The sequence below is a fragment of the Shewanella xiamenensis genome, from assembly GCF_024971755.1.
GTDB lineage: Bacteria > Pseudomonadota > Gammaproteobacteria > Enterobacterales > Shewanellaceae > Shewanella > Shewanella xiamenensis.
The window spans coordinates 2,922,522-2,947,591 of sequence record NZ_CP079718.1; the positions used below are offsets into that span (position 1 = coordinate 2,922,522).

Consider the following 25,070-nt stretch of genomic DNA (forward strand, 5'->3'; position numbering starts at 1 on the left):
ACTCACCGATGTACACATCCGTTTTTATGAGAGCAAACAATAGAGAATAGTGAAATAGCGGCAATTTATCGAAAAAGTGCAATCTAATGCCTTAACTAGCAGGACAGATTTCTGGCGATATACCTGATATCTGCCAAAGTGTTTTCTCGATCCAATCTCTGAAATAGGAAATGCGTGAGTAATGCTCAATCACGCCATACTTACCTTCTTCCCAATTGGTTGACTCGGCATTTTGCCATGAGCTGACACCGATAAGGCAGGCTGAATCGGTTGAGACGAGATATGCTGGGCCACCCGAATCTCCAGGGCCACTGATCCCCTCCAATGGTAAGGCATTCGCGTCGCGGTCAAAGATAAATTGCAGCCATTGCTCCTGCACTCCGACCACGGCATTGTGTGCCGCACGCAATTGTTTATCGGCCCCCGCAACGCCCACTAGCCCATTACCAAAATCGCCTCGTCCGACGAAGGTAGCGATTTTACCCGTTTCGGTTGAGGCATGATTCAATTTAGCGACTGTGGCGTCTTCAATTGGTGAAGCCAATTGAACCAATGCAATGTCATTGAGAAAGTGCCTTTCTTTCCAAAGTGGATGTTTTATCACGTCTTTAATCGAGTAAAAATCCGTTTTAAATTGCACTTTATTACCGACCGTTAGCTCATTGGCCACGTGCGCGGCCGTCACAATCCATTGCTTATCGATAAGGCTGCCAGTGCCAAGCACGATTTCATCACCTTTATAAAGTCCTAAAAAGGTGACTGTTGAATTATCGCTTTGCGCCGCCGCTTGATATTTCGCGTCTTCCACATCATGCCTAATAATCATGGCATTGGCGGGACTCGCAATCGCCAGTAACAGCACGAACATCCATTTCATATTGAACTCCTATCCTTATGTATATTTATTCGTCAATGTTGTATTGAGAATATAGAGAATGAATCATCTTTAATTTCTAGAACTTAACAGCTTTTTCTCATTTGAGATATAGCCGCTGCATTCAAATCATTCAGGCGCAATGGGTCAACATGACATGCTGAATGACATCACGATTTATCCGTAGAAAACAAAAGCGCAGCGAACTTGATGTTCACCGCGCTTTTTAATATTTAACCCTAGGCTTTAACTCTGAGGTTTAATCCTGAAAGGGGTTAACGATTGGCAACCTTATTTAAAATACAAGCTATGGAATTTAAGGTGTTCTTCAATAAAGCTCGCAATAAAGTAATAGCTATGGTCGTAGCCCGCCTGCATACGCAAATCTAAGGGATAGCCTTTCGTTTTGGCGATATCACTGAGCGTGTGTGGCATTAATTGTGTTTCTAAAAAGCTGTCGGCATCGCCTTGGTCGACTAAAATAGGCACTTCGCTGATCGCCAATTTGAGTAACTCACAGGCATCATATTGGCGCCAGTGCTCACGATTTTCCCCTAAATACTCGGTAAAGGCTTTAATCCCCCAAGGCGCATTGCTTGGATTGCTGATAGGACTAAAGGCCGAAATGGAGCTATATCTGTGGGGATGGGTTAATCCAATGACTAACGCGCCATGCCCGCCCATGGAGTGGCCAGAGATGGCGCGCTGTCCGGTTACGGGGAAATTCGCTTCAATCAGCGCTGGCAGCTCATGCACGATATAGTCGTACATTTTATAGTGGCGATTCCAAGGTGCTCTGGTCGCATTCACATAAAACCCTGCGCCGAGGCCCAAGTCATAGGCTTTATCCGGTGCATCGGCAACATCATCACCACGAGGACTGGTATCGGGAGCGACGATAGCCATTCCCAACTGCGCCGCAATACGCTGCGCGCCAGCCTTCTGCATAAAGTTTTCGTCGGTACAGGTGAGTCCCGATAGCCAATACAACACAGGCACAGGTTTGTTGGCCGCCTCGGGTGGCAGGTAAATCGCAAAGCGCATCTCGCAGTTCAGCGCCTGAGATTGATGGCGATACTGTTTGTGCCAACCACCAAAGCTCTTGTTACAGCTGATATTTTCTATGGTCATTTCAATCCCTTTCCTGTTCACTTTCAGCGGTTAGCTTGCCGTTCAAGACCCTATCACAAGCTTAAAACACATAAGCAGCAGATAAGCCGTTAGCGGTTATCTGCTGCTGTGATGACAAAGAGCGCAATTATTTATCGAAATGGATCACGCTGCGAATGCTCTTGCCTTCATGCATCAAGTCGAAGGCTTCGTTGACTTGTTCAAGTCCCATAGTGTGGGTGATAAAGTCATCGAGCTTAAACTCACCTGCAAGGTATTGTTCAACGATTTTAGGTAATTGCGAACGTCCTTTCACGCCACCGAAGGCAGAACCTCGCCATACGCGACCTGTCACTAGTTGGAACGGACGGGTGGAGATCTCCTGCCCTGCACCCGCAACACCAATGATCACTGATTCGCCCCAGCCCTTGTGGCAACACTCAAGCGCGCTGCGCATCACATTGACATTACCGATACATTCGAAGGAGTAATCCACGCCGCCATCGGTCATCTCGACAATCACCTCTTGAATGGGTTTGTCGAAATGTTTCGGATTAATACAATCGGTTGCCCCTAATTTACGGGCAAGTTCGAATTTAGATTCGTTAATATCGATGGCAATAATCCGGCTGGCTTTAGCCATGGTCGCCCCAATAATGGCCGAAAGACCGATACCACCTAGGCCGAAAATCGCTACGGTCGCGCCTTCTTCCACCTTAGCGGTGTTCATTACGGCGCCCATACCTGTCGTCACACCACAGCCGAGCAGACAAATCTCTTCTAATGGCGCAGTTTTATTAACCTTAGCCAATGAAATTTCAGGTAATACCGTGTATTCAGAGAAGGTAGAACAGCCCATGTAATGGAAAATGGGCTGGCCATCTTTATAGAAACGCGTGGTGCCATCTGGCATCAAACCTTTGCCTTGGGTCGCACGGATTTTCTGGCACAGGTTTGTTTTACCCGATAAACAGAATTTACATTCGCCACACTCAGGCGTGTAAAGAGGGATCACATGGTCGCCAACCTGCACGCTGGTCACGCCTTCGCCCACTTGCTCAACAATACCACCGCCTTCATGGCCGAGGATCGCTGGGAATACGCCTTCGGGATCGTCACCACTTAAGGTAAACGCATCGGTATGGCACACCCCAGTCGCCACGATGCGAACTAACACTTCGCCAGCTTTAGGTAACATCACATCGACTTCTTCAATCTTGAGCGGCTGTCCCGGCCCCCAGGCCACGGCGGCCTTTGACTTGATAAACTGTGGTTTTTCGTTCGACATGCTTGTCTTTCCTTCTTTTAATCAATGGGCCTATCAATTTACGGCTTACCTCATGCCCTACTCGCTTGTAAGCATAGATTGAGGCGGACGGATAAGCTTAAAAATAGTGTGCGGTAATGCAGTCACTAGATTGTATTTATTTCCTGAGGATTGATAATCTAGCATTTTGGCAATTCATTTTTACTGAGAAGCAATAATGTACCTTTGGGATGGCATATCAGAATTTGTAGCAGTAGCCGAAGCCGAGAACTTTACCTTAGCCGCACAGCGCCTCAATGTGTCCACCGCCCACGTGAGTCGGCAAGTCGGCGCGCTGGAAAATCGCCTCGGCACTAAGCTGTTTTACCGTACGACGCGCAAGGTATCGCTCACCGAAGAAGGCACGATTTATTATCGCCATTGCCGCCAATTGCAGACAGGCCTCGAGGAAGCTGAGCGAGCGATTACCGATCTTAAAGACTCGCCTCAAGGGCTGATAAAACTCACCGCGCCCGTAGCCTACGGTGAAAAATTTATCATGCCGTTACTCAATGACTTTATGGTGCAGTACCCGAGCGTGGAATGTAATGTTGACTTGACTAACAGAACCTTGGATTTGATTGAGGGCGGTTACGATTTGGCTATTCGCCTTGGCAAACTCGCCGACTCCAGCCTAATGGCCAAACCCTTGAGTAGCCGCACCCATTATGTGGCCGCCTCGCCCAGTTATGTTGAAAAATACGGTGAGCCCCATACGCTTTCGGAGTTAAATCAACATAATTGTCTGATCGGGAATCACAATTACTGGCGCTTTATTGAACATGGCCGCGAGCGCAATATTAAGGTACGCGGCAACCTTATCTGCAACAGCGGCTATGCCCTGCGGGATGCAGCGTTAAAGGGCATAGGGATAGTACAACTCCCTGATTATTATATTGAAGAAGATATTCATGCAGGCAAACTTATCTCCTTCCTCGACGCACACCGCGAAACCAAAGAAGGCATTTGGGCGCTCTACCCCCAAAATCGTCATCTGAGCGCCAAAGTGCGGGTTTTAGTGGATTATTTAGCTGAAAAACTGGCGAGCAGTTAACTCACAACAATTAATCCAATATGAGTGACAATCATCTCGCTTTCGCCAGACTCCCCACCTGTTTAGCGCCAGTTTTCCCTGAGGGTGTAATACAACATCCCTAGGGCCAGTGCCTGATTACCAAACCATTCATTCAGCGGGATCCGGATATGACGCATCGCGGCGAAGAGATTGAACTCTCGCATTTGACCATCGATCGCCAGCCCCATGATCTCGGCCATGATATGGGAAGTTGCCACGCCATGGCCCGAATATCCCTGACAATAGAAGATATTTGGAGTAATTTTGCCCAACTGGGGAATACGGTTAATCACTATCCCCGCCATACCAGCCCAAGCAAATTCAATGTCGACGCCCTTTAACTGGGGGAAAGTACGTTCAATCGCCGGGCGCAGCTCGGCGGCAACGTTTTTAGGATCGCGGCCGCTGTAATTGGTGCCACCGCCAAACATCAAACGGTTGTCGGCGGTTAAGCGGTAATAATCCAGCACGAAGCGGCAATCATACACGGCCAAATCCTGCGGATTAAGTTGCTTAGCTAACTCAGCCGGCAATTGGGCTGTCGCACAATTGCCAAGGGAGGCAGGAAATAACATGCCCCGTAGCTTGGGACGGCCCAATTTGTGGTAGGCATTGCCCGCGATGAGCACGCTGTTTGCCTTTACCCTTCCCTTTGGCGTGAGCACGGTTGCAAGCTCTCCTTGCTGAATATCCAGCACCTGTGAATGTTCAAAAATCTTAGCGCCCAATGAAGCCGCGGCTCGAGCCTCACCAAGGCATAGATTTACCGAATGCAGATGCATATTGCGCCGATTGACTAAACCGCCGTGGTACAAGGGCGAGGCTAAATAGGTGGGCATCTCCTGCTCAGGCACTAAGGTCATAAACTCCCCCATGCCACGGCGATTAGCCTCGTCGAACATTTGCTGTAACTCTGCCATATGTGCGGGGCGATAGGCCGTCTGGATATGACCAAATTTTAAATCACAATCAATGTTGTACTTCGCCACTCTACTTTTGATGATATCGTGCCCACGCCAGCGAAGATCCCACACATAATCCTCGGCATCCTGACCAAGATGACGCCGTAATTGCTTGGTCATCGCTGCATCGCCAGATAGGCTTCCGGTCACTTGACCACCATTACGGCCAGTCGCGCCCCAAGCAATTTTATTTGCCTCTAATAATGCGACCTTGTAGCCTTTTTCAGACAACTCAACCGCTGTTGCAACCCCAGTAAACCCGCCGCCGATAATGGCAACATCTACACGAAGATCACCTTCAAGTTCTGGATAATCAGACTCTTGCTTAATAGTGGCATTGTAATAAGAGGCGCAGCGTTTGGCTGACATAGGGTTTCCTTACACGATGTTATTATGATTTTTCGTTTAATATTTTTTACAAACGTTCAGAATTTTTGAGTATAACGAAGCTATTATCATGGTCAACAGAAGAATGCCCCCTGACAGGGAAATAAGCGAGTTTGGCAAAACAACTTAAGCCATTGGATTAACGAGGTTAGTGACTTAAGCTAGGCACCACCCGCTAGGATGGTAATAGAATTGACCCTGCGTTATTGTCTCAAGGGTAATCGCCATCAGAAAGACGCATTTCACAAAGATTTATTTAACAATAACTTGTTTAACAATGACCTATCAGGAGAAACTATGCCGCAGGATATACAACCTCAAACAACTGATGTTCTGCCCTTTTCTCAAGCCTGTGAAAATAATAAAGCGCCTATTCTTGCGGTATTAAAAACCGCTTTTGCCAATACCAAACAAGTACTTGAAATCGGCAGCGGCACGGGACAACACGCCGTTTATTTTGCGGCGAATCTCCCTCAACTTTTTTGGCAAACGAGCGATCAAGCGCAATATCTTGAGGGCATTAGTGCAAGATGTTTACAACAAGGTCATCAACTTGGCGTTCATAATCTTGGCTTACCTATTACACTTGATGTGTCACTACCTTGGCCTATCAACAGCCCCCATATCGATGCAGTATTCAGCGCCAATACCTTACATATTATGAGTAAACCCAAGGTGGAAGCATTTTTTAATGGCTTAGGTGAGTATTTACCGCGGCTCAACACCCTATGCCTGTACGGGCCTTTTAACTATCAAGGTCACTATACCAGCGACAGCAATCGGCGATTTGATGACTTATTAAAACAAAGAGATAGTGAAAGCGGCATTCGAGATGTTGAATGGATTGTCACCCTTGCCCAAGCCCAAAACTTAACCTTAGTTGAAGATATCGCCATGCCCGCCAACAATCGCTTACTGCATTTTAAGCATTTATTGGCGTAAGGCGCTCAATCCTGAACCCAAGATTCGCATCAGTGAAGCATAAGGATGCTGTGACTACTTACACTTAAACCATTATACATACGCCCTCAAACTATACTGATAATAAGCAACAACTCAGCCACGCACGCAATTACGGCCATCGGATTTAGCTTCATACAGGGCTTTATCCGCTCTGCTAAACAAGGTTTCTGCATCATCGCCCTTTTGCAAAGAGGCTAAGCCAATCGACACCGTAATGGCGCCCAATGAGAGTTTTTTATCTTTGCCTATGGCTAGGCGCCGCTCGGAGATCCGCTCCCTCAAAGTCTCGGCCACTTGCAGCGCATCATGAAAATGGGTATTAGGCAGTAACACCACAAATTCCTCACCGCCGTAACGGGCGACAAAGTCATCACCACGCACACATTGTTTTAAAGCCAGCGCAACATAAGCCAAGACTTTGTCGCCAATTTGATGCCCATAGGTGTCGTTAAATATCTTAAATCTGTCAATATCCACAAGTAATAAACTACAACGGGTTTGTTGTTCCTCCGCACGATGGATATGGTCTTGAATAGCAATTTCGTAAGCTCGGCGGTTATGTAACGAAGTCAATTGATCTGTCATTGCTGCCAGACTTAAATTTTCCATTTCAGCTTTTAAGTTTTGTACTTCTTGTCCCATGGCATTGAGGCTCTGCTCCATGGCTTGGTTATTAACCAATAGGCTCTGCATTTCATCAAGCACCCCATCGACTAATTGATTTAACGTATTCACATCGGGCGTTGATTGTAGTTGCAATCCAAAATCCGCCAAGGTGCTTGTAAATGCTTCCGTCCCTTGGGTTAACTGAGTAATTTTACTGATGAGAGAGTTAATCAGTATCTGAGTTTCTATCTGGACATTCTCAATGACTTCAGGGGACTTCTCTTGAATAAAATTCTTGTACAGACTGGTATTCACTTCTTTGGTGAATACGACATTGTTAGCAAGAAAACCATCAATAGCACGATTTAGATCTAAGTTTGATTGAGCAAAATACTCATACCAAACGGTGTAGTTTTCTGGCGTAACCGGTATATCAAGCGCAGACATTTGCGGTACAGCTAAACGTAAAATTTGAGCCGCTGAATCGAGCTCTTTATTTGCTGCAGGAAAAGACATGAATCATGTATCCATGAGTTGTTATAATTTTGTATAACTTAAGTTAACTCAACTGCTTCGTTTTGGATACTGGGTAAAATGATTATTATGATGGCGCGCAAAAACAAAAAGAGGATGTTGCCATCCTCCTTTAATTTTTTATGTTATGCCAAAAGCGGCTCAACCTCGGCAGCGGGCAAAAATATCCAATTCAGGCTGATAAACCTGAGTTTGAACATTCATTAATCCCAATAGGCTATCGAACAAATTGTCATGGGAAAATCCCCCCTTTTCAGCTTCTTTAGCAAGACAAGCCATATTCAAGTGATTATCTTGACTAAAGTCCTCAGAAAACCAAGCCAGCATAGGAATACTCGTTTGCTCAATAGGCGCGATGCTGTAAGGGGCGCCATGCAAGTACATGCCTTTCTCACCCAAAGACTCGCCATGATCGGAGAGATAAAACATGGCGGTATCAAATTTTTCTTGGTGTTGTTTAAGCTTATTGACCACCTGACTAAGAATGTAATCGGTATATAAGATAGTGTTGTCGTAGGTATTCATTAACGCTTCAGCACTGCAATTTTGAATATCACTACGTGGGCAATCTGGCGTAAATTTACGGTGCTCTGGCGGATAACGTAGATAATAGGTCGGCCCGTGACTGCCAATAATATGTAACGCAATCACGGTATCTTTTTGCTCGGCGTTAGCTAATGCTTCATCAAGTTTGTTCAACAAAACTTGATCAAAGCAATATTGACCGGAGCACAACTCAGGATCGCTCTTTAAATCGATAGTGATGTTCTCAACCTGATCGCACACGCCTTTACAACCCGAGTCATTATCAAACCATTGCACCTTAATCCCGCCATGATTCAGTACATCAACGGCCGTGTCTTGGGCATAGGCACGGCGGGAATCATAGTCATCGCGTCCCATGCGGGAGAACATGCAAGGCAGCGATACTGCGGTTGCCGTACCACAAGAATGGCTATCCTTAAAGACCAGTAATCCTTGCCCCTGAGTATGGGCGTTGGTCGGTTTTTCATAACCATAGTATTGATAGTTCATCGAACGAGCCGTTTCCCCAACCACCAGCACTAATAAATTGGGCTTACCGTTGGTATTGGGACTGACATTTTTTGCATCCAAGCCAAGCTGTTCATATTTGATTGGTGTTTGTAGGTAATGCACATTGATGTACTTAGCCGCCGCACCAATAAAATAGGTCGGCACGATATAACGCTTAATCTCATCATTATTGCGGCCAAAGGAAGCGTAGTCTTGGAAATAGAAGAAGGCGATAATCCCAAGCCCTGCTAACATCGCCAGCATAAACAAAACTTTATGTAGCAACTCTTTGAAAAATGGCTTGTATTGGATATCAGCTTTGTAAATCAAATAGGCTGGCAAAATCCCCGTAAGCAGCATATTGAGTATGGAAGCAAAATTGACATACATCAGCGCTTCAGCGCTGTTGGTTTGAAAGGTGTTTTCAATCATGCCGTAATCAAACACGATATTGTATTTTAAGGCCGCAAAAAACACGCTAGATGATAATAAAGTGAGGATGATAAAAAAGGGCTTTAGCAGATACTTCACTGTAAACAGCGAAAACACAAAACTCAGCGCAAAGATCAAAAATAACGGCATACTGGCGATAAAAACCGGATCGACATCAGGTTGTTTTTCAATGCCTTTTTTGATGATTTCAAACAGTGGGATATTAAAAACGCAAACGTAAAATACTGCGGTGATAAAAGTGAAACGATTCACGGTTAGGGTTTTAAATCTCGTCAGCACTGGTTATGGTCTCTCAAATCAATAGTGGGCCGAAGCTAACTTAGTTTTCTTAAGGCAATCTTATGCCCTACAATTTGCGCCATCTTAGCAAGTCGTCAGATTCTCCTCAATTAAATAATCTTTATAATTAACAAGTTATAATGCGGATTAAAAAAACGGCCGAATCTGAAGGCATTCGACCGTTTTTGACTCCCCAACCTATAGGGACTTGCTCGGAACTAACCCCAGCTTGTTAATTTACTGCGGTAACAAGTGCGATTATTTTAACTGCTGTAATAAGTAGGCAAACGCCATTGAATTTAGTTCCGCAGCTTGATTATTATCTGCAGCCCCAGCATGCCCACCTTCGATATTTTCATAGTAAAGCACATCAATACCCATATCCTTCATCTTAGCCACCATCTTGCGGGCGTGCCCTGGATGTACCCTGTCGTCACGGGTTGAGGTGGTAAAAAACACCTTAGGATAATGCACGTCTTTATGCAGGTTATGGTATGGCGAGTAAGTTTTTATGTAGGCCCATTCCTCTGGCACATCGGGATTACCGTACTCCCCCATCCAACTTGCGCCAGCGAGTAACTTATTGAAACGGTACATATCGAGTAAAGGCACTTGGCATACCACGGCATTATAGAGATCGGGACGACGGGTAAAGGCGGCACCCATAAGCAAACCACCGTTACTGCCGCCTTGAATGCCTAGATGCTTGCTCGAGGTGATCTTACGGGCGATCAAATCCTCAGCGATGGCCTCAAAGTCCTCGTAGGCCTTATGACGATTCTGCTTAAGCGCCGCTTGATGCCATGCTGGGCCATATTCTCCACCGCCACGGATATTGGCCAGCACATAGACTCCGCCCTGTTCTAACCAGTTTTTACCAATAGTGGCTGAATACGCTGGGCGAAGAGACACTTCAAATCCGCCATAACCATAAAGCAGTGTTGGATTGCTGCCATCGAGCTTAAGATTTTTTGCCATCACCACAAAATAAGGCACTTTGGTACCATCCTTTGAGGTGGCAAAATATTGCTCAGTTTTAAATTTATCCGCCGCAAACTGCTGAGGCATACCTTTGATTTTTTGAGGTTTAAGCGCCTTAGCATTGACGGTATACAGGCTCGATGGCTCAAGGAAGCTAGTGTAGTTAACAAAGAAATCGTCACTGTCGCGCTCCATATCCATCACAGTTAGCGCGCCGTTGGCCTCAAAGGGCACTGGCGTGCTTTGCCATGCGCCTTTTTCATCTTGCTCGTATCGAACCAGCTTGCTCTTCACGTTATCGAGCCAATTAACAAAAATCGCACTCTTACTGAAACTCAGCTGCGCAATCGATGCTGTCGGTGTAGGGCTCACAAATTCAGTAAACGCCGCTTTTTGGGCAATTAAATCCGCCACATTGGCGTACACCACAGCGCCTTGGCTGAATGTCGCCGCAGGCGTTGCTAAGTCACTCTTGAGCTCAATAAACAATTTGCCTTGGAAATAGCCTTTAATCTCGGCATCTTGTGGGATTGGCAGCTTAGTCAGTTTTCCGTCTTGATAAACATATTGGGTGGCGGTGTAAAAGGTATGTGCTTCTGTGACTAGGCTCAGCGGGGTTTTATCGTCGAACATCACCCAACCCGATACTGCCACCGAGGTTTTATCACCACTAAAAATCGTTTTCGCTTGCTCAAGTGGCATACCACGTTGCCATAACTTAACGACACGGGGGTAACCTGAGTCCGTCATGCTTTGGCCATCACCAAAGTCGGTGCCGACAAATGCTTGGTTTTTATCTATCCAACTTAGGCTAGATTTCGCTTCTTTTAAAAAGAATGGCTTATCTTTTGCTGGCACAAAATCTTTGGTGGTTAAATCAAATTCACGCACTTCGACCGCATCGGCGCCGCCACGGGATAAAGACACAAAACAACGTTGATTATCGGGATATTGGCAATCAATGCTCTTAAATACCCAGTTAACCGATTCCAACTTACCTAAAGCATCGACATCAAGCACGGTTTCCCACTTGGGTTGCGCCTTTGTGTATTCTTCCATGGTCGTGCGGCGATAAATCCCCCGGACATGGGTATCGTCCTTCCAAAAGTTATACAGCTTGTCGCCGATGTGGGTGGCGTAAGGAATACGCTCTTTGTCATTGAGGATAGCGAGGCTATTTGCGACTAAGGTATCAAACCCTTTGAAGGCTTTAATTTCGGCGGCTGAGGCGGCATTTTGGGCTTTAACCCATTCCATAGGCTTTGCACCTTCAACCTCTTCAAGCCAAATATACTTGTCTTCTTGCGCGTGAACTTGAGCAGTCATAGTGAGCACACCTGCGATGCACCAAGGCAGTAATTTACGATTCATGTTATTCCTTTTTAAACAGAGCCCTTAAACATAGTCCTTAAACAGAGCCCTTAAACATAGTCCTTAAACAGAGCCCTTAAATTGATTCCATCTTAATTTCTGCTCTACATTACCTTAATTGATTTTCAGTTCAACTTTTAATCCAACAAGAATATAACAAAAGATAAGATATTGTAATCACGGATGATTAATCGAGAATGAATCGAAAATATTCAAGATGTTGTGTCATAAAAAAAGCGCCCATCGGGGCGCTTTAATCGTGACTTAATGAGCTACATAAATGTGCAATTAAAACTCTTGGTTCATCCGCGTCAGCAGGTTCAGCAGCACGCTGCGCTCCTCCGCGCTCATTTTAGCAGTGAGATCGGTCGTTAATTGCAAATGCAGCGCATCATGCTCAAGAAATAGTGCTTGGCCCTTTTCGGTTAACTCGACCAGAATCGAGCGCCTATCGGTTTCGTGCGGGCGGCGCACAACCCATTGGGATTCGACCATCTTATCGATTTGCACCGTAAGCGTGCCAGTCGTTACCCCAATTTTATCAGCAAGTTCCTTCATCCGCATCGCGCCGTGCACTCCCAATAATTCAATGGTGTGAACCTGTGATAGGCTAAAACCCTTATCACGCACGATAGCATGCTCCCAAGATGATAATTTTTCATAAAACTCAATAATCACATGGTTTAACGCCTGATCCGTGGAATGGACGGCCGAGGCTGATAGAGCATCATGCTGCGGTGCAACTGTCATTAGGCTTCCTTAGCGACACACTCACGTTGACGACAAGTATGCAGCTCAATAGTAATATGGGATAACTCAGGGAACTTAGTCAGTAACTGATTAAAATAACTGGCTTCTTTCGGTGAGTGGGACACTATGGATAACATAATAGCATGGTGATCGGCACTCACGCGCCAAATATGTAAATCGGCGACTTGGTGATCAGGCACCGCTTCAATGGTTTCGCGCACTTTACGCTGTAACGCTGCATTTACCCCGCCGTCGAGCAAAATTGGACTCGTTTGCTGAATCAATCCCCATGACCAGCGACTGATAATAATTGCCCCTACAATCCCCATAATCGGGTCGAGCCAGGTTAAGCCCATATATTTACCGAATAAGAGTGCGGCAATCGCCAGCACTGAGGTTAATGCATCAGCTAATACGTGAAAATAAGCCGCTCTCAGGTTGTGATCATGCCCCGAATGCCCATGGGAATGTCCATGTGCGTGGTTGTGTGAATGGTTATCATGGTCATGGTCATGGTCATGGTCATGGTCATGGTCAGCAGCATGATGATCGTGCCCATGGCAGCAATGATTATCTTGATGAGCCTTATGGTCATCGTTCTCATCATCATGATCATGTGCGTGAGTGTGACCATGAGAGTGACCGTGTGAATGCCCATGTGAATGTCCATGGTCGTGGGAATGATGGTCTTTCAACAGGAACACGCTTAATACGTTCACACTTAATCCAATCAAGGCCACGAAAATAGCCTCATTAAAGTGAATATTCTCAGGGTTTATCAAACGCATCCCTGATTCGATAAGCATGATAAGTGCAACCAGTCCTAAGGCGATGGCGCTGGTATAACCGCCAAGGACACTCACTTTACCGGTACCAAAGGCAAAGGTTGGATCATTGGCATGCTTACGGGCATAGGAATAGGCAAACAGCGTGATCATAAAGGCGGCGGCATGGGTGCCCATATGCCAACCATCGGCCAGCAATGCCATAGAGCCGTATATCGTGCCCGCCACAATCTCGGCCACCATAGTGATAACCGTTAAATACAGCACATAACGGGTATTTTTTTCGCCATCAGTATTTTGTGTAGAGAATCCATGGGGATGTTGCCATTGGGCGATGGAGTGTCCAACGCCATGACTTGGCTGCGACATTGTTGTTGAAGGGGTTATTTTCATTATTCTTTCCTACGTTCCCTGCCCTTATCTGACCGATTTGGACAAAAGTACCTGTGGTGTTTGATGATGTCTGCCAACATTTTAGTTTGAAAATCAAAATATATAAATATCAAAATAATCATTTTTCAAACTATTTGCAGAAATATTGCCGACAATCACGATATGTTAAAACGGACAGATACGAAAAATGGCGGAGTCTAGAAACACAAAGGCGCTTAAATCAACCGATTTAAGCGCCTTAACACAGGATTTGATTAGAATGCGGTATCAGAACATAGATACGAAGAATGCACTGAAAAATAAAGCAATTACAACTGTAGTACCTAGCGCCATTTTAAGTTCGGTGTTCATATTCACTCTCCTAGTGGGTATGAACCCATTATTATCAAGCCTGAGATAAATGCCTATATTGAGATAGTTATTTTGTGAGCAAGACCTAAATTATCCTGTACTTTTCACATCGCCTTTAATGGTGACGTGATACAGCTCACACCACGCAACCTCGCCTAGCGCACATCAACTCAAAAATCAAGGCATGGCAATTCGCTTATTCGATTAACATTAAGACTCGATTAACAATGATTTTTGTTATAATGCCGGCATAATTCATTGACCGAGATAATCCTATGTCACAATTGTTACACACAATGATCCGCGTTGGTAACTTAGAGCGCAGTATTAATTTTTACACTCAAATACTTGGTATGAAGCTGCTACGCACCTCAGAAAACCCAGAATACAAATATTCTTTAGCCTTCGTTGGCTACGGTGAAGAGTCAACAGGCCAAGCGGTGATTGAATTGACCTATAACTGGGGCACTGAAAAATACGATCTCGGTACAGGCTTTGGCCATATCGCAATTGGTGATGAAGACATTTATGCTCGTTGTGAAGCCATTGCCGCCGCAGGCGGTAAAGTGACACGCGCGCCTGGCCCTGTCGCGGGTGGCACCACAGAAATCGCCTTTGTTGAAGATCCTGACGGCTATAAGATTGAATTTATTCAAATGAAGTCAGCGACACAGGGTTTAGGTTAAACCTATTCTCTTCCAACGTCTGATATAAAAACGGCGCTTGCAGTGTATGCAAACGCCGTTTTCTTTGCTCGTTGATAAATGCCAACACTACAGATTATCGCTTGCCCTCGGCGGCCATCGCGATACGGCTGCTGCGCTTCTTCTGCCAAACGGGTAAACGCCATGCGAGCAACAAACCAAAACCGAGAATATACAGACTCGGTTCGATGATTTCAGATTTGACCGACCAATAAAAATGGATCGGTGCTAGTATCGCCACGACATACACTCCATTGTGCAGCGTTTGCCAACGTCGGCCCATTTTTCGCATTAAGACCTTAAATGAGGTAATCGCTAAGGCGCTCACAATCACATAAGCCACAGCACCAACTAAAATATAAGGCCGTTTCGCCACCTCGCTGAAGAATAACTCCCAGGCAAACAGCAGATCTAAACTGAAAAACGCTACAATATGCAGTGTGGCATAGGCAAACACATACAGGCCGACAAGCCTGCGAGTCTGCATTAACCAACCTAACTTAAATCTCTTGGCAATAGGTGAAATCAGTAGTGTTGCCAGTAGCGCATTGAGTGCGCCAATTCCAGTAAAGTGGATAATATGCTGCACAGGGTCGCCGCCCGCACGACCAGACAACACAGTAAAAACCAACCAAGTAATCGGGATAAGCCCAATCAAATGAAAAACTAACTTTACCCAGAGCAGCTGTTTTGGCGTGACTCTTAACGCCGTGATGTTGAACATAAGACTCCTACTCTTTTCCCCTTTAATGGCGCTAACCACTATCTCGCTAGACAGATATTGCAACTTGTTCGCTAGGCGCAATCGATTGCGCCTAGAATACAGTCGCCGAATGGGTTAATAAAACTGCCTCAAATCCATGCCGTCATATAAAGAGGCGACAAACTCGCCATAGCCATTAAAAGGCAATGTATCAATGCGCTGCGCCGAGAATAACCCACCTTCACCGATGCGCCGCTCACTCGCCTGTGACCAGCGGGGATGATCGACAGCTGGGTTCACATTGGCATAAAACCCGTACTCATGGGGTGCGAGTTGATTCCAGCTGGTGGGTGGCTGCTTGTCCATCACCCGAATACGCACAATGGATTTAATGCTCTTAAAACCATATTTCCACGGCACCACTAACCGAATTGGCGCGCCATTTTGCGGCGGCAGGGTTTTACCATACAGTCCGACGGACATCAGCGTCAGTTCATTCATCGCCTCGGCAATGGTTAAGCCTTCCACATAAGGATAATGAATACCACCGCCCATTAAACGGCTTTTTTGTCCTGGCATTTGCTCGGGATCGAAGGCGGTCTCAAAAGCGACATATTTTCCCTTGCTGGTTACGCCCACTTTTTTCAATAACGCCGCAAGAGGAAACCCAACCCAAGGGATCACCATCGACCAAGCTTCAACACAGCGCAGTCGATAAGTACGCTCTTCAAGCGGAAACAGCTTAGTCAGATCCTGATAATCAAGCGTCATGGGGCGCTCAACTTCGCCTTCAATACGCAATTGCCAAGGGTCGACTTTATACTGCTGCGCATTATCAGACGGGTCTTGTTTGCTGGTACCAAACTCATAAAAGTTATTATGGGTTGTGACCTTATCAAATGGTGTAAGCACCTCACCCTGACCAAAGCGCGCATTGGCCTCAAAAGTCAGTGGCGTGGTGATAAAGCTGGTTTTGGGCTGATCACCAAACAGATCGAATAATCCAGCCTGCACATAACCTGGGATACTGGCACCAATCGCACCTAACCCCATGGCTTTCACTATGTGGCGGCGTGCCTTAAAGACCGACTCAGGAGTAACTTGATTGTCTTGTATATGCCAGCGTGCTTTTTTCAAAATACCCGGTGTAAAACGTGATTGATTAGCCAATTGACACCTCTGCAGAAATAAAATGTTATGTACCGGCTTTTGCTAACGCTAAGCGCTCACCCATAAAGCTCAGGTAAATTAACCTGTGTTGATAAGCTGTAGGGATATAGACACAGAAAACCGCAAAAAAATTTCATCCCTCACACTATATCAACCTAAGCGACTAAGTCTTGCTCATTTGAGTCATCAGCTAAACAGATTGTTTATTAAAGCACTTGAAGCCTTTCTAGGGGCATGCGACCCTAGGCGCCATCGCAAAAGGAGTGCTAGTAAGATGCCATTTTCTCAATCTTTTTCCCTCGCCCAGATCATCGGCCTAATCGCCGTGGCCTTTTTAGGACTGTTAATCGGTGCCCTACTCAATCAACGTCTCACCCGTTCTCGCTGGCAACAGTTTAAGGATGAGTTAGAACAAGAAATGCGCCAAGTAAACGAAGATGCAGAGCTTTCCCTCGCGCAGCAGCAAATCTTAGTGGACGATAAAGATAGCCAACTCCGTCAATGCCAGCTGCGCCTAGAGCAAAAAATCGAACATCTGGGCAAAGCCGAGGCCTTAGCCGAGCGCGTGCCGAGTTTAGAGCAACAATTAAACGATAGTCATCGCCGTCAACTCGAATTACAACTGGCGTTGTCTAAATCCAATGCCCTACAACAAACTATTCAGGCCAAAGCGGATGCCCAGCAAGAATCACTGCGGGAAAAGATCGCCACCCTAGAAAGTGCCGAAGTACGTCTGCAAACCCAATTTGAAAATCTTGCCAACCGTATTTTCGAAGAGCGCAGCGAAAACTTTAAACACCAAAACGCCAATCAATTAGAAGGCGTACTTGGGCCGTTAAAGCAACAGTTAGAAGGTTTTAGGCAGCAAATCCGCGAATCCTATAACCATGAGCAATCCGAGCGTAGTGCACTCAAACATCAATTAGAGCACTTGCGTGAGCTCAACTTAAAAATGAGCCAAGATGCCATTAACCTGACAAAAGCCCTAAAAGGCGATAATAAGCAGCAAGGCAACTGGGGCGAAGTGATTTTAGACCGCGTGCTGCAAGAAAGTGGCCTGCGCGAAGGCCACGAGTACCACACCCAGCAGGATCTCAAAGATGACAGCGGCAAACGCTTTAAGCCCGATGTCATCGTGCATTTGCCTGAAAATAAAGACGTGGTGATCGATGCTAAAATGTCGCTTGTCAGCTACGAGCGCTATTTTAACAGTGAAGATCCGCTGGTGCGCGAACAGGCCATCAATGAGCATGTGCTATCCATACGCAACCACATTAAAGGCTTGAGCCAAAAAGATTATCAGCGTTTACACGGGCTTAAAAGCTTAGATTATGTGCTGATGTTTATCCCCATCGAGCCCGCATTTTTGCTGGCTTTAGAGCATGACCCAAGCCTTGTTAACTTTGCCCTTGAGCAAAATATTATGCTGGTCAGCCCAACCAACCTCTTGGTTGCCCTGCGTACCATCAATAATATCTGGCGTTACGAGTATCAAAACCAACACGCCCAAACCATTGCCAAACAAGCAGGCCGGATCTACGACAAACTCTGCGGCTACCTCGACGATATGGAAAAACTTGGCCGCGCTTTAGATAACGCCGAGAAAACCTATCACAGTGCTATGAATAAATTATCCTCTGGCAAAGGCAATTTGGTGCGTCAAGCGCATTTAATGCAGCAACTGGGTGTTGATACCAGCAAACAACTCGATAAGATGTTACTTGAGAAGGCGCTCAATGAAGCCTTAGACGACAGTGATATTGATGAAACCAGCGAGTTCGAAAACGATAGCTCAGCTAAAACAACTGAACACCAAACTAGGGTAACAAAAATTGAGGATGCCACCGCACTCGAACAACTCAACACCCAAACGCAGCAAAACGCCTAAATCACTATTAATCCTGAATCGATAGGGAAAAATCGATTGTAACCTTGATGCCCGGAGGCAAGTTCTGCATGTGCAACCCATTCACAAAGATGGTGTTATCCAGCGCAATTATTATCGCAGGTGCATTTAATGCCTCTGCGGCTTTTGCTTTAACGTCGACCCAAAAGACTTTTCTTGAGGCTGAAAAAGCCTTGAAGAAACAAGACTATGCAACCTATAAACCCCTGCGTGCTAAGTTAGGTGAATATCCGCTGGCGATCTACTTAGACCATGATATCGATATAGGTCGGCTCAATGATTTACGCGGTAATGACGCTAAGTTTTTGATAGATAAATATCAAACAACACCAATGTACCAAAGACTGCGTTCGAAATATTTATTGAATGCTGGTAGCCAAAAGCGCTGGAACGATTTTCTGACGCTGGCTCAAGATGCGCCAACCGATGTCAGGCTACAGTGTTATTTTTATGAGGCAAAACTTGCCAAAGGTGAAACTCAAACCGCCTATACCGCCGCGCAGTCGCTATGGGTCTATGGTGATTCCCGTCCGAAAGAATGTGACCCTCTGTTCAATGCTTGGACCAAAGCGGGCAAGCGCACTCAAGAGGTGATTTGGGCACGGATGTTAGTGAGCTTCGATGAAGGCCAAACCAGTCTTTTGAGCTTTCTATCGCAAAAAATTACGGTCCATAGCGCCGAAGCCAAACGCTTAGTCGCGGTATTTAAAGATCCCAATAGCCTGCGCCATACTGAAAAATTTAAAGACAAAAATCCTATTGTTGGCGATATCGTTGCTGCTGGGTTAAAACGCCTTGCCCGTAAAGATCTCGACCAAGCCATCGATTTATATACTCGGTATCAAAAAGCCAAACGTTTTAGTCCCGCGCAAGATCTACAGCTGCAAAAGTATCTGGTGCGCCGAGTATTGATTGAGCAGGATGATAATTTTAAAGACTGGGCAGATAATCTGCTGCCAGAGATGAAAAGCGACGATATGTTCGAACGTCGTTTACGTTGGGCGATTCGCGAGCAGGACAACACCCATATTGCTCGCTATTTAGATTTATTATCACCTGAAACGCAATCCAAAGAGCGCTGGCAATATTGGCTGTATCGCACCAATGCCAAACACGCCCCAGAAAGCGCGACCAAAGCCCTTGCTGCCGTTAGCAATGAGCGTGGTTTTTACGGTTTTGCCGCCTCGCAATTACTCAATAAACCCGTGTCTTTAAATCAAAGCCCAGAGCCTGTCGTTGATGCTACCAGTCCGAAAATGGAAGATGATTTGGGTTTTGTGCGCGTACAGGAACTGATGGCGCTCGATCGTTACTTCGACGCCCGTTATGAATGGGTTGCCCTGCTTAAACGCAGCAATAATGACATGCGCGCCCGCTATGGTCGTTATGCCCATGATCAAGGCTGGTATGACTTTGGCGTCGAAGCCAGTATTCAAGGCAAACTTTGGGACGACATCCCCCTACGCTTCCCAATGGCGCATCAATCGGGCTTTGAACATGCGAGCAAAAAGCACAAGGTTAATATCGATGAAATCCGCGCCATTAGCCGACGCGAAAGTGCGTTTTTCCTCTATGCAACGTCTGGCGTTGGTGCCCGCGGTTTAATGCAGATCATGCCCGCTACCGCTAAGGCGACTGCGAAGAAACACGGTGCTAAGTACAACGATCCAAAGGATCTCTACAGTGCCGAACTTAACTTAAACTTAGGCAGCGCCTATTACGCCCAATTATTGAAGGAATTCAATCAAAACCGAGTATTAGCCACAGCCGCTTATAACGCAGGCCCATCAAGGGTTCGCAGCTGGTTAGCTGAATCAAATGGTCAACTCGATGCGATGAGTTTTATCGAGTCTATTCCCTTCACCGAAACCCGTGAATATGTACAAGCCGTGTTAAGTTATCGCTTGATTTACGAAGCGCAAAAACAACAGCCACAGCCTTTATTTAACGAGGCTGAGCTGAAGTTCCATTACTAAGGACAAGACTAAATGTAATAAAGGTGGCCAAGGCCACCTTTATTGCATTCACTAACATAATACCGTTTCAAATTCATACCGTTAAGCTATGTATATAAAATCAGCAAACGCACATCACTCAGGCAAACTTATTTGCACTTAGCACTATTAAATGCGAATAATTAGCAATTAGTCATTATCCATGCGTTGCTACATGCTCAAGCTCAGCGGTTTATCCTTAAGTTGCGAATACCAACCCTTCGTTTGCCCTCACACTAAACACATTCATGGTTATGAAGCACTCGCCCGTTTCTACCTTGGGCAAGGTCAAGCCATCGCTCCTAATCTGGTATTTGAGCAGTTACACGAAAACAGCGATGCACTTGCTTCAATCGAGTTTCAGGCCAAAGCCTTTCAGCTTAAACACGCTCCTGCTGAACAAAGCTTATTTGTGAATGTCGATCCCCATGCAGCTAACGGCGTGCATACCCAAAAGTTACTCGACCTACTCTCCAGTCACCCGCAAGTCACAGTAGAGATTATTGAGAATACCTGCATTAATGACGCCGAGCTTGCCAATCAACTGTTTCATCAATTTAAAGCAGCCAATATTAACGTGGCACTTGATGATATCGGTGCGCCCCACTCCATGCTGTCGGTCGATTTAATCATGAATGTGGATTATCTGAAGTTTGATCGTCACTGGCTAAATTTAGTTGCCGAACCTCACGGCATCGCACTACTTAGTGCATTGATTGAATTTGGCAAACGCACTGGCAAGCAATGCATCCTCGAAGGGATAGAAACCGATGCCCAGCTCCAGCTAGCCCGCGAGCTTAATGTCGATCTAGTACAGGGATTTTTATTTAAACCTTGGTTTATCCGCCCAGAGCAAAGCGAAAAGTTAATTTGTTAGGAAGAATAAAGTGTTATACAAAAATGGCAGAGTGCATATTGTTTGCCGCCATTAATAATGTTAGGGGTTCTTCGAATTTTATAGTCACATAGTGCAGATATTGATTGTCATTGTTTCCCCTGTGACACGCCGCCCTTTTATTTCACAAAAAGCATCCCTGAGGGCTCGACGGCGGCATCTGCTGTACATGGATGTACTAATGCAGCGATCACATGGCCTATGCATCATAGTGGCATTTCCCATATCCTTATAGGTCAGATGTGAAAGAGCGGCCATGCCACCAACGGTCACTGTTACAACAGTGGCAATCTTAACGACCATTGAACTGTTCATCAGACTAAAAGCTTTTGGGTGCCCCATTCCGAGTTTCGGTTTGTTAGCTCAATCGAAAATTCCCACACATGCTGCATACATATTCTTATCTATTTGCTGTGTTTAGCCTTACCAGAAATCGACTAACAATGTATGGGTATACAGTCGTATTTAAATTTAGGTATTTTGGGATGATTTGAAGACAAGAACGATGCGTACTAACTCTATCCGCAATAAATAAAACTCTATAAAATCAGTTGAATATTGTAATTGAATTTTAGTTAATAGGTTTGGAAAACGCGCATGCGCGTTTTTCCAGATGGTGTATTTGGCAGAAAGCTGATAAGTTCTTTGCATACAGATAGTTAACCGTACGCGTTTTCACTGGTCCAACGAGGTAAACGCGCATGCGCACGAATAAAATGTTAGGCGCAAACGAAATATGCCGGATTTCTCGAGTTTATTTGTTGCAGCAAAAGGTGGCGCAATTGAGTACAAAGGGCGCACCTTAATAATGATGGATCGCTACCCTGTGCAGCATGGAAGAAAGTTTCTCCTGTCGCTAATTTCCAGTAATAGTCCATGGAAACAAGGCATCAAGCTTGGTGCTAAGGGAGCAATTTATATAGCCGGTCAGACCCTCACGAAGGGTGTGCTGCTTTGGGAAGACACAATGCCCAAAGAGGTTGTGCTTCAGGTCGACGCCAAGGATAGTTTGCTGCAAGTGTCAAACGCTTGGGATACCGGAGATGGCGTTACCCATTCTTGGCATAATGGCGCTGCGATTTATGTTGAGGTTGAAGAAAATGGCCGCCGCATATATCACTGCAACGATGGCCATCCCGACGAAAATTTTGATGATTTGGTTTTTTCAATCGAGCCGGTATGCGCCTAACAATCACGTAAAGGTTGTTGGTCCGCTGCGCGGCCCAACCGGACGGCGCTGCGCGCCGCCGCTTACGTAGGCGTTATGTGTTAAGGAGTGCATTTAGGCCGATAGGGGTAATAGGTGGGGGACTGACAATCCCTGTGGCGCTTGTTGGCTCTGTAGCCCTTCTGCTGGTTTTGTTGCGCTACGCAAGTATCAATTTGGTTCCTTCGGATCAAAACAACATTAAGGAGGTGTCTATGGTAAAAACATTAACTGCTCGTACTCGTGTTCTCATAAGCTCGCTTTTTGAAACAACATGGGCTATTGGAGTCGGCGGCCTTGTAGGACACCTATTGGCCTAAGTGCATTCAAATAAAAATCAGGAGCAATGACTATGGAAAGGTACAAGAATCTAGGCGGCGATTCTGGCGTGGCTTTTTATGAGATAGGGCACGACTCGATAACCGTGCAATTCACAACTGGCGCAACATACCTATACAACTACCGAAGCGCGGGCCAGCAACACATAGAGCAAATGAAGTCCTTGGCCATCGCCGGCCACGGGCTTAATAGTTACATAAAAAGATATGTCAACCGAGGTTATACCTCGAAATTGCGGTAACACATAACAACTGGTTCAAATCGCTCGCTCCGCTCGCTGGGCCGGGCTAAAGCCCGCCCCTTAACCAAACGTTATATGCCAAGGAAGATATGGTTCAACATTCCAAAAAAATAAGAGTAGTTGCATACATTTGTGCAGTGATACTTATGCCTCTCTACATCGGTGGCCCTCTTTCGATGATCTACCTTTCAGCAAAGCGGATTCCAGAAGCTGACATTTCAACCTCAATGTTCCTAATTGCTATTTGCGGCATATTGACGTTCGTATTTGGAAAGTTTGCCTACTTAATGTTTAGGTTCTTAAAGACTCTAAAGGTGAGTTTTACATTTGATGAAAATGGCATTTCCCTAACAAACAATGGAAAAACTGAAGTTTATTCCTGGAGTGAACTAGAAAAATCCAAAGAGTACACAAGCTGTCAAATTTTTTGCTTAATTGACTCAAAAGGCCAGCATTTGTTCTCCATATGGGAATACGCTGATAATTATGCTGAATTTCGCCAAATGACAGCAGAGCAAGTTGGTATATAATCGGGTAGCCGGAGGTATCTAGCCTCCAGCCCCCACACCACCCTACATGCGGCTCCGCACAGGGAGGTTCATTTAGAACGCCTAACCTGTTTTCTGGTTCGGATAGTGAACCGCGATCCATCTATCTCTCAGTGAATACAATCCTGCTTTCTTAAGATTCTCATTACTCAGCGATTGCTGTATTCCTGGTGTTTTCGAGCTCCGCCATGGGCCTTTATTTGTGATCCCACAAGCAACGGCTGCTTGGATCCTGACGCCTCGTTTAAGTAAATTCTGCACCTTAGTCCGTGGCTTTCGCCATTGACGCCAGTAGCACATACGTACTCGACGACGGATCCAATTGCGAACAAAACTGGACACCCGAACAAAACTGGAAACAAAACTGGAAACAAAACTGGACACCCAGCCTTAATAGCGCGGTAGCTAACCTCCGACTATGCTTTGGTTAAGCATTGAACAAGGAGGTTTGTATGCCGCGCCCTCGCAGAACTCAGATAAGCCTTGAAGACACACCTTATTACCATTGCTGTAGCCGAGTTGTTCGGCGGGCTTTTTTATGTGGCGATGATAGTTACTCGGGTAAAAACTATGACCATCGCCGTGCTTGGGTCGAGTCATTATTATTTGAACTTGAAGCGGTTTTTGCTATTGATGTGGCAGCATTTGCGGTGATGTCGAATCATCTGCATTTGGTGCTGCGGGTGGATATCGACAGTGCAAGGTGAGCAGCCGAGCAATCTCCTGCCTTTTATTGGTAATGAGTGCGACAACCAACCCAATGGCATTACGTTTTCCTTAACGGATTATCTAGAATTAGTCGATGATACCGGCCGAATCATTCGCAATGATAAACGTGGATGCATCAGCGAAAGTAGCGCCAAGATACTGAACAGATTAAATATTCCCCTTGACAATTGGCTCAAGCTGACAACCGAATTTGGTAAACTATTTCATGGTCCAGTGGGCACCTTGCAAGAACTGAGCGATTACTGCGAACATCTCGAAAAGCGACGACGGCACTTTGCATCAAGCTGCCAGCACTTGCGCTGCAACTGACAACGACTTATATAACTTCGAAAATAGCCCTTGCTGAGTATTTCCTAAGAACTGGGATGATTTACCTCGTCTGAAATGCCCCATTTTTTAAGGGATTAGCGCAATTTATT

20 protein-coding genes and 1 pseudogene are annotated in these 25,070 nt (G+C 45.7%); 9 read left to right on the top strand and 12 right to left on the bottom strand.

Annotation, left to right across the window (positions count from 1 at the left end; translation table 11 throughout):
• Positions 1-91: 91 nt before the first annotated feature.
• The 3 genes from KXJ80_RS14115 to KXJ80_RS14125 form a co-directional block, all read right to left on the bottom strand.
• Positions 92-877 (bottom strand): S1 family peptidase, encoded by a 786-nt coding sequence (locus KXJ80_RS14115; RefSeq protein WP_218738686.1) that lies wholly within the window; start codon positions 875-877, stop codon positions 92-94.
• A 288-nt stretch (positions 878-1,165) separates the two neighbouring features.
• Positions 1,166-2,005, bottom strand: a complete 840-nt coding sequence (gene fghA, locus KXJ80_RS14120; RefSeq protein ID WP_037429803.1) for an S-formylglutathione hydrolase — start codon at positions 2,003-2,005, stop codon at positions 1,166-1,168.
• Positions 2,006-2,132: 127 nt separating this feature from the next.
• Entirely contained in the window at positions 2,133-3,272 is a 1,140-nt protein-coding gene (locus tag KXJ80_RS14125; protein ID WP_011622557.1) for an S-(hydroxymethyl)glutathione dehydrogenase/class III alcohol dehydrogenase, read from the bottom strand.
• Between the two features lie 196 nt (positions 3,273-3,468).
• Between KXJ80_RS14125 and KXJ80_RS14130 the strand changes: the two genes are divergently transcribed.
• Complete coding sequence (locus tag KXJ80_RS14130) at positions 3,469-4,344, top strand: LysR substrate-binding domain-containing protein (protein ID WP_218738687.1); 876 nt, start codon at positions 3,469-3,471, stop codon at positions 4,342-4,344.
• A gap of 62 nt (positions 4,345-4,406) precedes the next feature.
• On the opposite strand, the gene KXJ80_RS14135 is transcribed toward KXJ80_RS14130, so the two are convergent.
• Entirely contained in the window at positions 4,407-5,696 is a 1,290-nt protein-coding gene (locus tag KXJ80_RS14135) for an NAD(P)/FAD-dependent oxidoreductase (protein ID WP_218738688.1), read from the bottom strand.
• A gap of 315 nt (positions 5,697-6,011) precedes the next feature.
• On the opposite strand from KXJ80_RS14135, the gene KXJ80_RS14140 reads away from it, so the two are divergent.
• Positions 6,012-6,656: a DUF938 domain-containing protein gene (locus tag KXJ80_RS14140; RefSeq protein WP_218678596.1), complete on the top strand. Its 645-nt coding sequence runs from the start codon at positions 6,012-6,014 to the stop codon at positions 6,654-6,656.
• 114 nt (positions 6,657-6,770) lie between these two features.
• Here the strand turns inward: KXJ80_RS14140 and KXJ80_RS14145 are convergent, their stop codons facing one another.
• The 5 genes from KXJ80_RS14145 to KXJ80_RS14165 form a co-directional block, all read right to left on the bottom strand.
• Positions 6,771-7,799, bottom strand: a complete 1,029-nt coding sequence (locus tag KXJ80_RS14145; RefSeq protein ID WP_047539657.1) for a GGDEF domain-containing protein — start codon at positions 7,797-7,799, stop codon at positions 6,771-6,773.
• Between the two features lie 159 nt (positions 7,800-7,958).
• Entirely contained in the window at positions 7,959-9,584 is a 1,626-nt protein-coding gene (locus KXJ80_RS14150) for a phosphoethanolamine transferase (protein ID WP_037417879.1), read from the bottom strand.
• A gap of 258 nt (positions 9,585-9,842) precedes the next feature.
• Positions 9,843-11,936 (bottom strand): prolyl oligopeptidase family serine peptidase, encoded by a 2,094-nt coding sequence (locus KXJ80_RS14155; protein ID WP_144375029.1) that lies wholly within the window; start codon positions 11,934-11,936, stop codon positions 9,843-9,845.
• Positions 11,937-12,224: 288 nt separating this feature from the next.
• Complete coding sequence (locus tag KXJ80_RS14160) at positions 12,225-12,686, bottom strand: MarR family winged helix-turn-helix transcriptional regulator (protein ID WP_037417825.1); 462 nt, start codon at positions 12,684-12,686, stop codon at positions 12,225-12,227.
• On the bottom strand, positions 12,686-13,864 hold the full coding sequence (locus KXJ80_RS14165; protein WP_259474454.1) for a cation diffusion facilitator family transporter: 1,179 nt from the start codon (positions 13,862-13,864) through the stop codon (positions 12,686-12,688). Before KXJ80_RS14165 ends, KXJ80_RS14160 begins: the two co-directional genes overlap by 1 nt.
• 626 nt (positions 13,865-14,490) lie before the next feature.
• Between KXJ80_RS14165 and gloA the strand changes: the two genes are divergently transcribed.
• Positions 14,491-14,901: a lactoylglutathione lyase gene (gloA, locus tag KXJ80_RS14170; protein ID WP_037417829.1), complete on the top strand. Its 411-nt coding sequence runs from the start codon at positions 14,491-14,493 to the stop codon at positions 14,899-14,901.
• 94 nt (positions 14,902-14,995) lie between these two features.
• Here the strand turns inward: gloA and msrQ are convergent, their stop codons facing one another.
• Both msrQ and msrP read right to left on the bottom strand, forming a co-directional pair.
• Positions 14,996-15,643, bottom strand: a complete 648-nt coding sequence (gene msrQ, locus KXJ80_RS14175; protein ID WP_218738690.1) for a protein-methionine-sulfoxide reductase heme-binding subunit MsrQ — start codon at positions 15,641-15,643, stop codon at positions 14,996-14,998.
• A 114-nt stretch (positions 15,644-15,757) separates the two neighbouring features.
• A complete protein-coding gene (gene msrP / locus KXJ80_RS14180; protein WP_069454838.1) occupies positions 15,758-16,792 on the bottom strand; it encodes a protein-methionine-sulfoxide reductase catalytic subunit MsrP in 1,035 nt (344 codons plus the stop codon).
• A 274-nt stretch (positions 16,793-17,066) separates the two neighbouring features.
• On the opposite strand from msrP, the gene rmuC reads away from it, so the two are divergent.
• From rmuC to KXJ80_RS14205, 5 genes are all read left to right on the top strand, one after another.
• A complete protein-coding gene (gene rmuC / locus KXJ80_RS14185; RefSeq protein WP_144375033.1) occupies positions 17,067-18,680 on the top strand; it encodes a DNA recombination protein RmuC in 1,614 nt (537 codons plus the stop codon).
• Positions 18,681-18,748: 68 nt separating this feature from the next.
• Positions 18,749-20,674 (top strand): transglycosylase SLT domain-containing protein, encoded by a 1,926-nt coding sequence (locus KXJ80_RS14190; RefSeq protein ID WP_218738691.1) that lies wholly within the window; start codon positions 18,749-18,751, stop codon positions 20,672-20,674.
• Between the two features lie 193 nt (positions 20,675-20,867).
• Positions 20,868-21,569: an EAL domain-containing protein gene (locus KXJ80_RS14195; RefSeq protein ID WP_218738898.1), complete on the top strand. Its 702-nt coding sequence runs from the start codon at positions 20,868-20,870 to the stop codon at positions 21,567-21,569.
• A gap of 754 nt (positions 21,570-22,323) precedes the next feature.
• Positions 22,324-22,776: a hypothetical protein gene (locus tag KXJ80_RS14200; RefSeq protein WP_218738692.1), complete on the top strand. Its 453-nt coding sequence runs from the start codon at positions 22,324-22,326 to the stop codon at positions 22,774-22,776.
• 687 nt (positions 22,777-23,463) lie between these two features.
• Positions 23,464-23,904, top strand: coding sequence for a hypothetical protein (locus tag KXJ80_RS14205; RefSeq protein ID WP_144346626.1), 441 nt, complete (start codon positions 23,464-23,466; stop codon positions 23,902-23,904).
• Between the two features lie 81 nt (positions 23,905-23,985).
• Here the strand turns inward: KXJ80_RS14205 and KXJ80_RS22430 are convergent, their stop codons facing one another.
• Positions 23,986-24,306, bottom strand: a complete 321-nt coding sequence (locus tag KXJ80_RS22430) for a hypothetical protein (protein ID WP_375164116.1) — start codon at positions 24,304-24,306, stop codon at positions 23,986-23,988.
• Positions 24,307-24,374: 68 nt separating this feature from the next.
• Between KXJ80_RS22430 and KXJ80_RS14210 the strand changes: the two are divergent.
• Positions 24,375-24,960: pseudogene (locus KXJ80_RS14210) on the top strand (transposase).
• Positions 24,961-25,070 lie beyond the last annotated feature (110 nt).

Coding starts and splice junctions, on each gene's coding strand:
- KXJ80_RS14125 (WP_011622557.1), bottom strand. CDS start 3,272: ATGTCGAACGAAAAACCACAGTTTATCAAGTCAAAGGCCGCCGTGGCC.
- fghA (WP_037429803.1), bottom strand. CDS start 2,005: ATGACCATAGAAAATATCAGCTGTAACAAGAGCTTTGGTGGTTGGCAC.
- KXJ80_RS14190 (WP_218738691.1), top strand. CDS start 18,749: ATGTGCAACCCATTCACAAAGATGGTGTTATCCAGCGCAATTATTATC.
- KXJ80_RS14200 (WP_218738692.1), top strand. CDS start 22,324: ATGCCGGATTTCTCGAGTTTATTTGTTGCAGCAAAAGGTGGCGCAATT.
- gloA (WP_037417829.1), top strand. CDS start 14,491: ATGTCACAATTGTTACACACAATGATCCGCGTTGGTAACTTAGAGCGC.
- KXJ80_RS14140 (WP_218678596.1), top strand. CDS start 6,012: ATGCCGCAGGATATACAACCTCAAACAACTGATGTTCTGCCCTTTTCT.
- msrQ (WP_218738690.1), bottom strand. CDS start 15,643: ATGTTCAACATCACGGCGTTAAGAGTCACGCCAAAACAGCTGCTCTGG.
- KXJ80_RS14165 (WP_259474454.1), bottom strand. CDS start 13,864: ATGAAAATAACCCCTTCAACAACAATGTCGCAGCCAAGTCATGGCGTT.
- KXJ80_RS14115 (WP_218738686.1), bottom strand. CDS start 877: ATGAAATGGATGTTCGTGCTGTTACTGGCGATTGCGAGTCCCGCCAAT.
- KXJ80_RS14145 (WP_047539657.1), bottom strand. CDS start 7,799: ATGTCTTTTCCTGCAGCAAATAAAGAGCTCGATTCAGCGGCTCAAATT.
- KXJ80_RS14205 (WP_144346626.1), top strand. CDS start 23,464: ATGGTTCAACATTCCAAAAAAATAAGAGTAGTTGCATACATTTGTGCA.
- rmuC (WP_144375033.1), top strand. CDS start 17,067: ATGCCATTTTCTCAATCTTTTTCCCTCGCCCAGATCATCGGCCTAATC.
- KXJ80_RS14130 (WP_218738687.1), top strand. CDS start 3,469: ATGTACCTTTGGGATGGCATATCAGAATTTGTAGCAGTAGCCGAAGCC.
- KXJ80_RS14155 (WP_144375029.1), bottom strand. CDS start 11,936: ATGAATCGTAAATTACTGCCTTGGTGCATCGCAGGTGTGCTCACTATG.
- KXJ80_RS14135 (WP_218738688.1), bottom strand. CDS start 5,696: ATGTCAGCCAAACGCTGCGCCTCTTATTACAATGCCACTATTAAGCAA.
- KXJ80_RS14160 (WP_037417825.1), bottom strand. CDS start 12,686: ATGACAGTTGCACCGCAGCATGATGCTCTATCAGCCTCGGCCGTCCAT.
- KXJ80_RS14195 (WP_218738898.1), top strand. CDS start 20,868: ATGCTCAAGCTCAGCGGTTTATCCTTAAGTTGCGAATACCAACCCTTC.